We start from the raw sequence: 15659 nt of genomic DNA on the forward strand, positions 1-15659 counted from the left end.
GAATTATTTAATTTGTATTAAATAAAACAAAAGACCGGGATAACTTCCCCAGCCTTCATATGTCTTAATTCTTATATTGTATTAAATTATTCATTGTCAACAATACCATATTTCTTTTTAAACCTATCAACACGTCCGCCAGTATCAACGAGTTTCTGCCTTCCAGTAAAGAAAGGATGACACTTTGAACAAATTTCAACGTGCAAATTCTTCTTAGTAGAACCAGTTGTAAAAGTCTCACCGCAAGCACATTTAACTACTGCTTCTGAATAATTAGGATGAATACCTTCTTTCATTACTTTTCACCTTCTTTCAAACAAATGCATTGTCCTCAATGAACAGCATAATAATTATATATTCAACGTACTAAAAAGTACTAAATTGCTTATTAAAGAGGCAAGTGATATTTTAACACAAAAAGACAAATACCGCAAGCCCCATTTTTTGCGCTAATAATATCAATATCATAATATTTTTTATTTATGAAACTTAAATACAACATATAGCACAAATCAAGTTTTTGTAAACTATATACTGAATATAATGTTTAAAATTTACAATATTGTTTGTAAAATTTTAATAAAAAATTTATATCTAAACTTCTTTTTATCTTTGATTGTATATTTAATAGCTAATACTAAAGCTATGAATTATTTTTATCAAGGAAAGATAATTTTATACTATTTACAAAGTCATCATTAGTTCTTGTCTGCATAAGCTTATTTATCAACACTTCAGTAACCTCAGCAGTGCCCATATTACTCATTGCTTTTCTAATAGCCCATACACTTTCTAATTCTTTCTGACTTAGCAGCAGTTCTTCTCTTCTGGTACCTGATTTATTAATATCAATAGCAGGGAAGATTCTCTTCTCAGATAGTTTTCTGTCAAGGTGAAGTTCCATATTACCTGTTCCCTTGAATTCCTCAAAAATAACATCATCCATTCTGCTTCCTGTTTCAATAAGAGCTGTTGCCATTATTGTTAAGCTTCCGCCAAATTCAATGTTTCTAGCTGCTCCAAAGAATTTTTTGGGCTTATGCAAGGCTCCAGGATCTAAACCACCAGATAAAGTTCTACCAGTTGGAGGTATGGTGAGATTGTATGCTCTTGCTAATCGAGTAATACTATCAAGTAAAATTACAACATCTTTCTTTTGCTCAACAAGCCTCTGAGCTCTTTCTAATACCATCTCAGCAACCTTTATGTGATGTTCTGGAACCTCATCAAAGGTTGAATAAATTACTTCTCCCTTTATTGACCTCTGCATGTCAGTAACTTCTTCTGGTCGTTCATCAATAAGCAATACAATTAACTCTATTTCAGGATAATTTACTGTTATTGAATTAGCTATTTTCTTAAGAAGTATTGTTTTACCAGCCTTTGGAGGTGATACAATCATACCTCTTTGTCCTTTTCCTATAGGAGCAATAAGATCTATGAGTCTTGTTGAAAACTCTCTTGGTGTTGTCTCCAACGTAATTCTCTTATCAGGATAAATTGGGGTTAAATATTCAAATGGAACTCTTTTAGAAGCAATATCAGGGGTATCTCCATTAATTGATTGCACATAGAGTAATGCCTGAAATTTCTCCCCTTCTTTAGGTATCCTGCCCTTACCGCGAAGCTTGTCACCTGTTTTAAGTCCAAATCTTCGTATTTGTGAAGGAGAAACATAAACATCCTTCGGTCCGGATAAATAGTTATCACTACGTAAAAATCCGTACCCATCTGGTAAAACTTCAAGAACTCCTTCTACAGGGTCATCGCTTTCTATTTTTTCAGTTGTTTGCTGTACATTTGGCTGAAATGGCGGTTGTACCTGCTGTACATTCTGTGGAAGCGGCAACGGTGACTGTTGTCCGTTCTGTAGAGATGCCAACTGAGATTGCGATCCATTTTGTTGTAGCGGCAATTGTGATTGTTGTCCATTTTGTTGAATAAGTGGCTGAATCTGCTGCCCATTCGGTTCAGTCGACAATGGTGATTGCTGTACACTCTGTATAGATGGCTGCTGACCATTCTCTTGGGTATACAATTGCGGTTGCTGCCGCATTGGTGGTGTCCTTTTAGTTTGAGAATAAGGTTGCTGCCCATTTGGCTGTGTTTCAGTTTTTGGTGGTGTAGAACTTGTCAGAGGTTTATTCCCAATTCTCTGAGGCTTTTCATCAACGCCTATTGCTGGTGTCTGAAGTTTTGTAGCCTTTTGAGTATGTACTCTGCTTTGTACTTTACTATCTTCTTCGGAAGGTTTCTCTTCAGCACTCTTTGTTCCAATATGCTTTAATCTTTCTGGTAACTTATCTGCCTTAGCGCTCTGTTTATTATCAGTTTCTATACCTACCGTAGTTGTATCCAATTCTGGATTTGTTTGTGCTTGCTCGCTTATTTCTGCATCAGTTTTCTCAGTTATTTCCGTTAATGAGTCTGGTGTTGAAATCTTCTCTTTTAATTCTGACGTATTTTCTTGATTAGCTGATTTATTGTCTAAATCACCTGACTTACTATCTTGAACACCAGAAGTTTTGCTGCTAGCTTCTAACTGCTTTTCCAATTTTGAAGCGCTACTAGGCCTTCCTCTTCTTGATTTTCTTAAAACAGGTTCTTGGACTGGTTGCTCTTCATTTGCTTCATTATTATTAGAATCAGCTGCAGTAACTGTATTAGTTTCAATTTTGTTATTTGGCTCAATTTGTGAACTTTCATTGAAGGTATCTTTGGAAGTACCTTTGGAAGTATCTTTTTTATTCTTCTGAACATCTTCTGAATTGATTTCACTAGTACTTTTGACCAATAAATCAAGAAGTTCGCTCTTTTTTAATTTAGATATATTTTTCATACCCATCATCTTTGCAATATATCGCAAATCTTCTAGGGTTTTTGATTGTAAATTAACCTGCTCCATAGTTCACCACCTTATAAAAATCTCATGACGTCTTAACTTATAATTATAGGAAATTTTTTCGAAAATTCGTTTTAGAAAAACCCATATTATTTAAATCTTTTTCTAGAGGAGAGTTTCTGAACATTCCACAGACGCTATTATATCAAAAGAGTAAATGCATGTCAATCTAAGTGTTATATTTCAATTACATATGAATTTTAACCTAAATAATTAATGTTTATTCACTATTAAAATAATATTTTTATTAATAATTATATTTAGATTTTTTTCCAGCTAATATTATTCTGACTCTTTGAATTGTTTTTTTTAAATCATTATTTGATGCTGCAGGTATATACTTATTTCCTGAGCACTGGGGGCATTTAAGATAAATACCTTTTCTGAGCAAAGATACACCAATATCATTACAGCCGCATTGACAGCGTAAATCACCTTGTTCGGCAATATCGTGTATCTTATTCAAAGTTTCTATCATTACCTGAGTATTAACAAAATAATTCTCATATCCAAGGCCATCAATAATAACATCTAATTCCTTCTCAAATTTATCAACATGTTTTCTAACTGAAGAATCTCTGCCAATAAAACACTGCTTAATACTCGTTATTGGACAGGTATATACCATTATATCTTTACTGGTAAGGTCTTCTCTTTTAATTATCAAGGAATGTTCCTCTCCACATGCTATGCAAGGTACAGTGATTGCATAATTATTTTTGCATATTTCAACTATTTTTAGCTTTGTACCTTCACATTTGCATTTTGGCACAATGCTTTTATGTCTATGGAGCCTAAATAAATTAATATTAGCAAAATCAAACATTCCACAGCAGAAGCATTTATATGCTATTGTAACATCCATATCAATAAGCATTTTCTCACCTCATCAATACTATATCTATTCGCTGTTAAAACAAAAACTCCTTCTTAATACACATTATGTAAAGATATAACTTCCTTTTTATTCTTTTATCTATAAATACTTTTTATACTTTCTCATCAATAAAAAATTTTTAAATAGCAAACGTCTAAACTGTAACCAGAAAAATGCATTGATTATTTTAAATCACTCTGACCATTAAGCATATTAAGCAAAGGTAACACCATTTTAAAAAGAACTATTTATGAATTGTTCAAGCATTTGTATATGTTATGAATATTTAAAGGAAAAAATAACTAAAATCCTCAAAAGGCACATATATATTAAGTTGCAATTTAATGTAGCAGTATAACTTTATAGAAGCTTTGTGTTAATCAGAAATTTCGTAATAACCTATAAAATCGCATTAAAAAACCCTTTGAAATAACTTCAAAGGGTTTGGAGCTGGCGGACGGAATCGAACCCCCGACCTGCTGATTACAAGTCAGCTGCTCTACCTGCTGAGCTACACCAGCACATATTTAAAACAATTAAAAACTATTTATTTTACTTTCGAGCAATTCACTTGCCCTTGACACTTTGATAGTATAACAGCAGAATAATGTTGTGTCAATACTTTTTTTGAAGAAATTTTGACCAATTTTTATGACAATTTTCATGCCCTTTTCATGTCATCAAAACCAGTGTTAATGGACTATCTGTAAAAATCACGCTTATGTAAAAATAGCAGTTAATTCTATAGAATTAACTGCTATTTTTGTGGTGGGAACTATAGGGCTCGAACCTATGACCCTCTGCTTGTAAGGCAGATGCTCTCCCAGCTGAGCTAAGCTCCCGAATGCATTTGTAATTATAAACTTTGCCCAAGCAATTGTCAACACTATTTTTAATACAAACTTTAATTAAATTAAAAAATAAAATTAATTGCCTATGCTTTTTTTTTAAATAATTGTATAATTTAATTTATAAGTTTAGATCATATTAAAATAATGCTGTTTAGCTGTAAACAAGCAGCTTATTTGATTGCATATCTTAATCTATTATACAAAAATCGGGAGGTAAATAAATGATTCCAACACCACATATTAACGTAAGCGAACAGGGTATAATTGCTGAAACTGTATTAATGCCAGGCGATCCTCTTCGTGCAAAATTTATCGCAGAAACTTATCTAGAAAATCCAATTCAATTTAATGAAATTCGTAACATGTTCGGTTATACAGGAACATACAAAGGAAAAAAAGTATCTGTTATGGGCTCAGGTATGGGCATACCTTCAATTGGTATCTATTCCTATGAGTTAATTCATTTCTATGGAGTTAAAAACCTAATTAGAATAGGTTCTTGTGGCGCGCTTCAAAAAGATATTAAAATCAGAGATATAATTATTGGAATGTCTGCCTCTACCACTTCTAATTTTGCTATGCAATATAATTTACCAGGAACCTATGCGCCTACAGCCTCATGGCCTCTAATGAAAAAGGCTATTGAGGTAGCAGACAGTAAAGGTATCGAAATAAAAGTTGGAAATGTTTTGTCGGCAGATGTTTTTTATGATGACGATGCAGACTCATGGAAGCAGTGGGCTAAGATGGGTGTTTTAGCAATAGAGATGGAAGCAGCAGCATTATACATGAATGCCTCTCGCGCAGGTGTAAATGCATTAGGTATATTTACCGTATCTGATTCTTTTACTTCACATGAAGTAACAACAGCAGAGGAGCGCCAGACTTCATTTACAAATATGATGGAAATTGCTTTAGAATGTGTATAGGTTTAATTGCCAACACAATTTATTGAATTTAATAGTATGGGCTATAAAAATAATGTAGCAATTTTTTTATAGCCCTATTATTTATTTGTTATTGTGCACAACAAGAATTATTCAAGAAAAAATAGCTTACATATAGGCTTAGTTTATTATTTCATATAGTCATCATACTCTTTGGATATCCAGCAATCAAATAATCAAAATCCTTAACCAAGTACTCCAATTGTCTAAATTTTAATCACGTATAGTCATTAAGCTATGGTTATCTGTAACTCAGTTCGAAATAAATTAGCATAAAGAATTAAGCTTAGTGTATTTACATAAATAAGTTTATATTTTCACAAAAGAATTCTTAACAATAAAAATTTAACCTTTAATAAACTTCGTCTTTATGTAGTTTTACTTTTATGTTACAAATATTAATTTACCCTAATATCGCTTTAATATTTTTTTCTACTTTGATATAATCAACATTGCCGTTAAAAACAAAAATGCATTTTAAAGCAGATATTTATCACGCTAATTGTACAATGCAATGAGTGTGTTTTTTGCTGTAAAATGCTCTATGCGAGCATGATATTTGTTATGGAGACTTCATCACTCTAGTACAAGCTTAATCATGTTCCATATAATTATTCATTAGTGGATACAATACTAATTGTGTAAAATAAATTATTGGAAGTTGGGAATGAAGTATGAAGATTTTTAAGAAAGATGTAATGGTATTAATAGTACTTTTATTATATGCAGCTGTTAGCGTTTTAGATATTTTCAACGATGGAAATGGTATTTTGCAGCTTATGTTAGCACTGTTGAGTTCATTTGTAGTCTTTTACATGCCATTATTATCATTTAAACCAAAAAAATTGGTAAATGCAGTTCTTCTCATGGCAAATATTGCTTTATTAGTAATTACCTATATTAACTTTAGAGTTTTATTGGTTAATATTTTATTTTTGTCGTACTTAATTTGGAACCTGATTACAGAAAAACTAATACAGTATAAATTCTTACTGCCATTTACTTTATTAGTTTCCTATGTATCTGTATATGGGGCTTCTTTTTTAGAATTTAGTATTCCCCTATTTATAATAGTTTTTTACCCAATTTATGTATTAGGATTTATTACAAACCGTCATAATATGGTTAAAACAAAAAAAGTATGGGGCTTTACTATTTTCAACATATTGTTCTCTGGTCTTGCTCTTATAGCTATTATGTATAAAGCATTAGGCAAATCCGTTTTGAGAAGCTTATTATTTCTGAACATTGAAAATCTGGGCACAGTAACTGCTATATACTTGCCATTTTTAGCCGTATTTTTAGCATGGTTTGCAGCTTCGTTTAATTTATTACTATATTTACCATTACAAAAATTTCAAAAGAGTAAAAAATCCTTTGAATTTACTGTTTATATTAGTACAGTTTATAGATTTATAATGTTTTTTGTGGTTGTCGTTCTATCTGTGTTCATATGTGAATTCTCTATAAGACAGAGCTTTTTGACCACACTTCATGATATATTAGAGCCAAACCTAATTTTTAACATTATATTTTTATCAGGAATATATTTATCTTTAATTTCATTAATTGGGAAAGGTATATCAAACGTCATCATTGCACTCGTAACAGTTTTTTTAACATTAGCTAATTACATTAAATTTACTTATTTTGAAGAGCCTTTTTATCCTTGGGATATTTACTTAATAAAAAACCTATTTGGCATTTCTAAAGAATACCTAAATGCTACTTTTGTTATCACAGCATTAGTAGCTTTTGTAGCTATTGTTTTATTAATAATACATTTCAGAAGTAATGTTTTGAAATATTTAAAGCCCAAAATTTCACTTGCTTTGATACCATTTGGTGCTGTACTGTTTCTTTTTAGTATGAATGTCTTAGACCACAGTTCATTATCCACTCAAATTGGAATTCAAAAATCCTGGTACATTGGAAGATCTGAAATATTGGCAAATGGTATGCTGGCACAAAATTATTACTACCTGTATGATTTAGACAAATACTTGAACCCCAAACCTAAGGGATATAATCAAGACAAAATATTAGCTGTTGATAAAAAATATGAAATGCCTGCTGATCAGGCTACTTCCACAACGAAAACCAAGCTGCATGAAAAACCTAATGTGGTTGTTATTATGAGCGAAAGTTACTGGGATTTGTCAAAATTGAGTGGAATTAAATTCAACAAAGATATTACTGAAAATGTCCATAAATATCAAAAAGGTCAGCTTGCCCCTCCAGCAATTGGTGGCGGTACTGCTAATACTGAATTTGAAGCTCTTACTGGTATGTCAATGTACTTTATGAGCCCTGGAATAATTACCTACAATGCATATTTGAGAACTGAAACTCCTAGTATTGCTTCTGTTTTCAAAGATAATGGTTATAACACTACTGCAATTCATCCAAATTCTGGTTGGTTTTATAATAGAGATAAGGTTTATCCCTATTTTGGCTTTGATAAATTTATTGATGTGACTGGATTTAATATGGAAACAGAAGCAAAAGGACCTCACATATCTGATAATGCTTTGGTAAACAAGATTTTGTCTGAATTGAACTCTTCAGACAAGCCTTCCTTTATCTTTGCTGTTTCAATGGAAAACCATGATCCATTTGATAATAAGTACAAGGACTACGAATTTGATGTAACTGTTGAGTCAGACCAGCTTGATGCCACTCAAAAAGAAATTATCAGAGGCTATGCTCAAGGTATTTATGATGCAGATCAGGCTTTAGGTAGGTTGATTGATGAATTGAGCAAAAGCGATAAGCCTACTTTACTTTATTTCTTTGGAGATCACGCTCCAAGATTGGGTACGCTTGACGAATATTACAAGGTTTATGATAAATTAGCTGTTGAAAACAAATCCGAAACTGAGCAAAAATTAGGGGAGCTGAGGTATTATACTACTCCTTTTGTGACATGGTCCAATTATACAGAACTGCGTTCGTTCTCTAAAATTATTTCTCCATCCCATATCAGTTACGAAATTCTGAAGGATGCTGGAGTAAAGTACCCGAACTATTTCAATATACTGGCTCAATTAGAGAACAATTATCCTATTATGCATCAAAAGGGCATGGATTTAATTAACCCTGATGATGAATTAGTCCAGGATTATCAGCTTATTCAGTATGATATTTTGTTCGGAAATCAGTATTTGAAAGATATATGGAACAAATAATTAATTGACATAAAAATTATTTCTCTAAACTAATATAAGTTCCAACATTTAACATCGTACTTCTTCTGTACATTAAATGCTGGGACTTATTTATTAACATAAATTTTATTAATACAGCGCGTTAATATCAAGCTATTCGCTTAAAGGAACTCTTATTAATTATTATAATTGTATAAAATACGTTACTACTTGTGATAGGTCTCATTTTTCATTATCTTAAAAGCCCTATATACTTGCTCTAATAAAATTAGTCTTGCTAATTGATGGGGAAATGTCATTTTTGAAAGGCATATTCTATAGTTAGCTAGATTAATCAGGCTTTGGTCTAAACCCAATGAACCGCCAATTATAAATGTAATATGTGAATTGCCTGAAAGCATTATATTCTCTAGCTTGGCTGAGAATTTTTGAGAATCAAGCTGTTCTCCAGCTAAGTCCAGCAAAATAATATATGAACCATCTTTAATTTTCTTTATTAGACGTTCTGCCTCTTTTTGCTTTACCTGAGACTCCTGTGCAGCACTTAAGGATTCTGGCGCATGCTCATCTTCAACCTCAATTTGTTCAATTTCAGCAAAGCGAGAAAGCCTCTTAATATATTCTGATATACCGTCTTTTAAATATTTCTCTTTCAATTTTCCAACTGCAGCAATACTTATTTTCAAGCTATACCTCCATCTTATTGATATCTCTAATAACACAAATAAGTTATTAAAAAGTATATGTCATTGCTTGATTTGCTCAAACCTACAAAAACTGCTTGCAGGTTTTTGCTACTCGAAAATGCACCATGTTTGTACAAACTTTATTTTCGAGTTTTTCAAGCTATACCTCCATCTTATTGATATCTCTAATAACACAAATAAGTTATTAAAAAGTATATGTCATTGCTTGATTTGCTCAAACCTACAAAAACTGCTTGCAGGTTTTTGCTACTCGAAAATGCACCATGTTTGTACAAACTTTATTTTCGAGTTTTTCAAGCTATACCTCCATCCTATTGATATCTCTAATAACACAAATAAGTTATTAAAAAGTATATGTCATTGCTTGATTTGCTCAGACCTACAAAAAACTGCTTGCAGGTTTTTGCTACTCGAAAATGCACCATGTTTGTACAAACTTTATTTTCGAGTTTTTCAAGCTATACCTCCATCTTATTGATATCTCTAATAACATAAATAAGTAATTAAAAAGTATATGTCATTGCTTGATTTGCTCAAACCTACAAAAAACTGCTTGCAGGTTTTTGCTACTCGAAAATGCACCATGTTTGTACAAACTTTATTTTCGAGTTTTTCAAGTCACCAAAATAGGGAATCAAAACACTGATTCCCCAAAAAGTTCATAAACTAAGCTATGTAAATGTTGCATTAAATAAATCAGCATTTAGCATTACTCTTTTGTCTATAATATATTCATACGTCCCACCCTATCACGTAAGGCTACCTCAACAGTTACATCACAGCCTACAGCGATTTTTCTCTCATTAAGGGCGTTTATTGTTGTTTGATATGCTAACTCCGGGAAGTTATTCTCATTGCTTAAATGGCCTAAAATAAAGCGTCTGCCGCCCTTCTCTGCCAAATATGCAATTACTTCTGCACAGCTTTCATTTGATAAGTGCCCTCTATCACCCATTATCCTCTTTTTTAAATGCCATGGATAAGGTCCCATTTTAAGCATTTCTATATCATGGTTTGATTCAATCAAAAGTAAATCATTTCCCTCAATATGGGAGAGTATCTCATTATTCATATGCCCAATATCTGTAGCAGTAGTTATTCTCTTACCTTGTACAAAAAAACTATATCCTACTGGTTCAGCAGCATCATGTGGAATAGAAAATGGCTTTACGCAAATATCTCCGATTTCAAATTCCTTTCCTGTAGAGAAGGTAACTTTATTTTCCAGCTTTACTGGTCCAAGCCCGCACTCCATAGCACACCATGTAGACTCATTTGCATATATTGGAATATCTTGTTTCCTTGATAATATTCCAGCGCCCCTCACATGGTCTATGTGCTCATGGGAAATTAATATAGCGCTTAACTCCGATGGATTTTCACCAATGGAGCAAAGCGCTTCTAGTATTCTCTTTCCACTTAGTCCTGCATCTATAAGAATCTTTGTAGTTTCTGTACCAATAAACAAAGCATTTCCACTACTTCCACTAAACAAACTGCAAAATTTGACCATTTATTTTAAACCCCATTTATCATAGTTAATCATCAGTTGAAACCCTAGTAATATCCGCTCCAAGAGCATTTAACTTTTGAACAAAATTCTCATAGCCTCTATCTATATACTTAATATTAGTAACCTCTGTACGGCCTTTTGCAACTAGACCAGCCATAACCATTGCTGCGCCTGCCCTAAGGTCTGTAGCTTTTACTGGTGCACCTGATAAAACATTTGCTCCATCAATAACAGCAATTCTTCCTTCAACCTTTATCTTTGCACCCATTCGCTTCAATTCATCTGCATACTGGAATCTAGAATCCCAAACACCTTCTGTAATGGTGCTTACACCCTCAGCCATATTAAGCAATACCGTTACCTGCGGCTGAAGATCTGTCGGAAATCCCGGATATGGCAGCGTCATTATATTAACATTTTTAACTTTTTTCCCACTTATAACTCTAATAAAATCTTCGTCCTCAATTACAGTAACACCCATTTCTATTAGCTTTGCAGTTAGCGATTCCATATGTTTGGGAATAATATTTTTAACAACAACATCCCCCTTAGTTGCAGCAGCGGCAATCATAAATGTCCCTGCTTCAATCATATCAGGAATAATTGAATGTGTACCACCACCTTTTAAGTGGTCAACACCTTTGATTTTAATTACATCAGTTCCTGCTCCTCTAATATTGGCACCCATTGCATTCAAAAAGTTTGCCACATCAACAACATGAGGCTCTTTTGCTGAATTCTCAATAATAGTTTGCCCTTTAGCCTTAACAGCTGCAAGCATCAAATTGATTGTCGCACCTACACTTACGACATCTAAATATATTTGAGCACCTTTAAGTTCTGAAGCATCAATTTTAACTATACCGTGTTCTATCTCAACAGTTGCACCCATTGCCTCAAACCCTTTAATGTGTTGATCAATTGGTCTAAACCCAAAATCACATCCACCCGGCAATGAAACTTCTGCTTTCCCAAATCTTGCAATCAGAGCTCCTAATAAATAATATGAAGCTCTCATGCTTTTTACAAGTTCATAAGGAGCTTTCCAGCAATTAACCTCACGAGTGTCACAAATAACGGTGTTATCATCTTCCTTTGTTATTTTGGCACCTAATTTACTCAGTATATCTAATAATACTCTGACATCCTTAATATCTGGAACATTTTCAACTCTGCTGATTCCGTTTACAATAAGAGCTGCTGGCAAAACAGCAACTGCAGCATTTTTTGCTCCACTTATGTTAACTTCTCCGTTCAAGGAACATGGACCATTAATAACAAACTTCTCCAAACTCTCATACACCAACCTTCAGACATCTTTTATGCTAAACATTATGCATTAGTCAACATTATATCACTTAGTATAAAATTATTCTACTACTAAAATTATTTTATAATGCCTAGATTCATTATAAACCTTTTTTGCAGAAAAATTGTATTATACTATTGGCATTTCAACTGACATTTCAACGAGGCAGCAGATATTATTACAGCCTGAAAACCAAGCTAACAACAGCATTTCAAAAGGCACGAGACTCTATCACCGCTAAAAACAAAAAACATTACCCGCCAATTGTAGAAGTAAGTGGTCTTTTCTTGCTTCGCTATAACGCCTAAAAATAAAAATAGTGCCCTACACTTGTAGAAGCAGGGGGTTCTTTTCTCACCTCATCATAACGCCTAAAAATAAAAATAGTGCCCTACACTTGTAGAAGTAGAGGATGATATTTTCTAGATTGCAGAAAAATTTTATTAGAATCAGCGGCATTTCAAAAGGCAGGAGAACCTCTCACCGCCTTAAAACAAAATCAGTATCCACAATTTTACCCAATCAAAGTTCCATTTCTAGCATTAAAATAGTACTCATCACCATTAGTGGTTTTTATTCTCCATGCTAACCCTTCATATGAGGTTTTGGTTTTTTTATCATTTTTAGTATATCCCTTAAACCCCATATCCACCTGAATTATATCTATTCCTGGATACTTTGTCATTTCGGTGATTAAAATCTCAAATGATGGAATAACGAATACATCCTTTTTTATTGTTATACTTGTAGGCTTTCTATAGTGATACTTGATACTTTTAATTCTTAAATTACTAACCTCAACATCAATATAGTTATCAAATACAGGATATTCCTTGTATTGCCCCTTATACGTTATTTTTACATTTTCTTCATTCTTAATATCAGCATAATAGCCGTCATGCTTAAATTCGTTAAAAGGTAAGCCTATCTTTTCAAATAAATCCTTTAAGTACTTATCTACATTACCTTTAAGATCATCTCCATTAACTACTGGGCCACTTCCAGTATCTGAAAATAAAAATCCCGAACCCTCATAAAACTCCAAGTTCTTTGAATCTTTTTTATATAAATTAATACCTTCTTTAATATAATTATTGCCAAGTAATATTTGTAATATCGCTGCTTTCTGTTTTTCGTCAAGAGCTTTTTCTTCATACTTTAGAGTATAATCATTTCCCGTATATTTGGGTATAGGACATTCAATATGTATATTGTTCTGCATTAATATTTTCTGAGTGTTAATGATTGTCTGCTGAGAAATATCATCTATTTTAAGTTCATTATAGAGGGTAATAGCTAGAACTATATTCAATAATATAAAAACTGTTATTAGTATTGATTTTGCTCTCTTCCAGTCCATAGATAATATCACCCGCCAAAATGTTATTTACTATTTGATTCCATTAAAATGTCATAAGTTCCATCCTTCGTATACAAAACAAAACTTGGAGTTATTTGATACTCTTGACTAAAAGGTTTATTAACCACATAGTATATTCCAAAATCCTTTGCAGAAAATTCATTCTTTAGTTCAGAGTAGTTATTATACATTTTACTGTACATATCTACAAAACTCCATTCATAGCTATTTATATTATTACCAACTTTAAACTTTAATGCTAACCATTTAAAGCTTATAACAGTTTTCGAGGACGCTTCTATAGAAATGCTGTTGTTTAGTTGGCTCTCATCACTAATTTTATAGTCTTTTAATAAAATAGGCGTTTCTCCCTTTTCTTCACCCAATGAAATGCTATAGTCAAAATTAAATGTATATGAGCCTTGGTTCACATCAATAGAATTAAGGTATACAGTTATATTTGACATTATATCATTCTGACTTCTATGTTCTAAAAGGTATGAAAGTGCTTTTTTATAAGACTCCAACACATTTAGTTCACCAGTATTTTGCTGATTCCCTGTATACTTGCTGTACTCAAGAACAGAATTTTTGTATAGTCTATATAACCCATCTGCTTTCTTAAATACCACTACGCCATTTACATCAACGTCAAAATCATAGTCTATTCTAGCATTTCCAAAAAGATCTAATGCCATATCATAAAAGTCATCATATGTGTATTCCTCTTTGTCTAAGCCATTAATAGCCTCACAAATTATATCGGGATACTCTTCCTGCTTCTTGCCTGAAAATACACTCATCAAATCTTTAGAAATTTCAAATTTTCTATACTTTTCAATTGCCATTTGATAACTCTTAGAATTAAAACTAGCTTTCTGGGATGCTAAAATTTCATTAAATACATTATAATTTAAGCTGTTATTATTAATGTTTTTTATACCATAGGTATATATATTTTTGTCATCTCTGATATAAAGCGTATCAGCATAGCCGTTATCAGAGTCATCTGGACATATAACAAGCTTATATATACTAGATAAACCTTCAGCTTTGGTATCCTCTAAATCTAGAGTCCACTTTATAATATCAATAGGAATCTGAGTTTTAAACTCAAACATATATGGTTTATTCGCTACTAATGTTCCCCAATCATCCTCATTAAAAGGTTGAACCTTTTGTGGTTTAGTCTCTAATGCCTGATCAATGTACTGCTTAGCACCATTCCAAAGTATAGTATATTCTTTTGAACCATTTGGAATAACATAGTGTTCCTCATCGAAGCCTGTAGAAATAGCTATACGATAGGGTAACAAATATTCTTCTTTTAAATCGTCAATAGAAATTGGAGAACTACTTTTTAATTTAGGATTTGAAAATAAAGAAATAGGAAAACTGTAGGATTGATTACTCCACAGAAATCCTATTTGAACTATACAAAGAATTATTAAGCATACTAATAAAATAGCTTTAAATTTCTCATAATAGAAGTTACCATTGTTCTTATTTTTCATTATTTTGTCTCATCGCCTGCGAACCAATTTAATGCCTTTTCTAACCAATTTTCTTTCCTTTTCTCTTCAACAAGAGTTATTGTATACTTTTCTATTTGAGGATCATTTTTTGTGGCTGCTGTATAAGCTTTGATTCGTAATTCATTCTTTCCCTTATATTTTAACTCAATATCTTTACTAAAAATCTTTCCAACCTTAAAAACATATTCTCCGTCTGTTGTTTGAAGAGGCTTGTATAAATCAGTTTCTCTATCCTTGTAATATATTTCTATGTAAGCTTCATCCTCAATAGCAACACCACATATAGAAAAAATTTCTTTAGTAACAATCTCATTCCCGTCTGGTCTTGAGATATCGACTATCTTTGAAGAGGCTAGAGTAGGAACTACAAATAATGGCAACATAAATGCAATGATTATAATAAAAGTTAATAGTTTGGATTTCATGATACTCACCTCAATTCTAGACATCCTTATACAAATTTACTAAAAATTTAACCAGCTTTTACTTTC

Annotated in this window: 11 protein-coding genes and 2 tRNA genes; 2 read left to right on the plus strand and 11 right to left on the minus strand. The window is 32.3% G+C overall.

Going from position 1 to position 15659, the window contains the following annotated elements; all coding sequences use genetic code 11:
• Positions 1-86 precede the first annotated feature (86 nt).
• From rpmE to EHE19_RS18420, 5 genes are all read right to left on the minus strand, one after another.
• Complete coding sequence (rpmE, locus tag EHE19_RS18400; protein ID WP_137698898.1) at positions 87-296, minus strand: 50S ribosomal protein L31; 210 nt, start codon at positions 294-296, stop codon at positions 87-89.
• A gap of 347 nt (positions 297-643) precedes the next feature.
• Positions 644-2905 (minus strand): transcription termination factor Rho, encoded by a 2262-nt coding sequence (gene rho / locus EHE19_RS18405; protein WP_137698897.1) that lies wholly within the window; start codon positions 2903-2905, stop codon positions 644-646.
• Between the two features lie 244 nt (positions 2906-3149).
• Entirely contained in the window at positions 3150-3779 is a 630-nt protein-coding gene (locus EHE19_RS18410; protein ID WP_137698896.1) for a hypothetical protein, read from the minus strand.
• A gap of 445 nt (positions 3780-4224) precedes the next feature.
• Positions 4225-4300, minus strand: a tRNA-Thr gene (locus tag EHE19_RS18415).
• Between the two features lie 245 nt (positions 4301-4545).
• Positions 4546-4621, minus strand: a tRNA-Val gene (locus tag EHE19_RS18420).
• A gap of 230 nt (positions 4622-4851) precedes the next feature.
• Between EHE19_RS18420 and deoD the strand changes: the two genes are divergently transcribed.
• Together deoD and EHE19_RS18430 are read left to right on the plus strand one after the other, a co-directional pair.
• Positions 4852-5559 carry a purine-nucleoside phosphorylase gene (deoD, locus tag EHE19_RS18425; protein WP_137698895.1) on the plus strand — a complete coding sequence of 236 codons (708 nt, stop codon included), beginning with the start codon at positions 4852-4854 and terminating at the stop codon, positions 5557-5559.
• Positions 5560-6251: 692 nt separating this feature from the next.
• Positions 6252-8765 carry an LTA synthase family protein gene (locus tag EHE19_RS18430; protein WP_137698894.1) on the plus strand — a complete coding sequence of 838 codons (2514 nt, stop codon included), beginning with the start codon at positions 6252-6254 and terminating at the stop codon, positions 8763-8765.
• Positions 8766-8950: 185 nt separating this feature from the next.
• On the opposite strand, the gene rlmH is transcribed toward EHE19_RS18430, so the two are convergent.
• The 6 genes from rlmH to EHE19_RS18460 all read right to left on the minus strand — a co-directional run bounded on the left by rlmH (position 8951) and on the right by EHE19_RS18460 (position 15593).
• Positions 8951-9430 (minus strand): 23S rRNA (pseudouridine(1915)-N(3))-methyltransferase RlmH, encoded by a 480-nt coding sequence (gene rlmH / locus EHE19_RS18435; protein WP_137698893.1) that lies wholly within the window; start codon positions 9428-9430, stop codon positions 8951-8953.
• 742 nt (positions 9431-10172) lie between these two features.
• On the minus strand, positions 10173-10964 hold the full coding sequence (locus EHE19_RS18440) for an MBL fold metallo-hydrolase (protein WP_137698610.1): 792 nt from the start codon (positions 10962-10964) through the stop codon (positions 10173-10175).
• 25 nt (positions 10965-10989) lie between these two features.
• Positions 10990-12255, minus strand: coding sequence for a UDP-N-acetylglucosamine 1-carboxyvinyltransferase (locus tag EHE19_RS18445; protein WP_137698611.1), 1266 nt, complete (start codon positions 12253-12255; stop codon positions 10990-10992).
• Between the two features lie 532 nt (positions 12256-12787).
• Positions 12788-13633, minus strand: a complete 846-nt coding sequence (gene yycI / locus EHE19_RS18450) for a two-component system regulatory protein YycI (RefSeq protein ID WP_137698612.1) — start codon at positions 13631-13633, stop codon at positions 12788-12790.
• A 23-nt stretch (positions 13634-13656) separates the two neighbouring features.
• On the minus strand, positions 13657-15147 hold the full coding sequence (locus tag EHE19_RS18455) for a hypothetical protein (RefSeq protein WP_137698613.1): 1491 nt from the start codon (positions 15145-15147) through the stop codon (positions 13657-13659).
• A complete protein-coding gene (locus tag EHE19_RS18460) occupies positions 15147-15593 on the minus strand; it encodes a hypothetical protein (protein ID WP_137698614.1) in 447 nt (148 codons plus the stop codon). Before EHE19_RS18460 ends, EHE19_RS18455 begins: the two co-directional genes overlap by 1 nt.
• Between the last annotated feature and the right edge of the window lie 66 nt (positions 15594-15659).

Origin of the sequence: Ruminiclostridium herbifermentans (assembly GCF_005473905.2) — a bacterium.
In the GTDB taxonomy this organism is placed as follows: domain Bacteria; phylum Bacillota; class Clostridia; order Acetivibrionales; family DSM-1351; genus Ruminiclostridium; species Ruminiclostridium herbifermentans.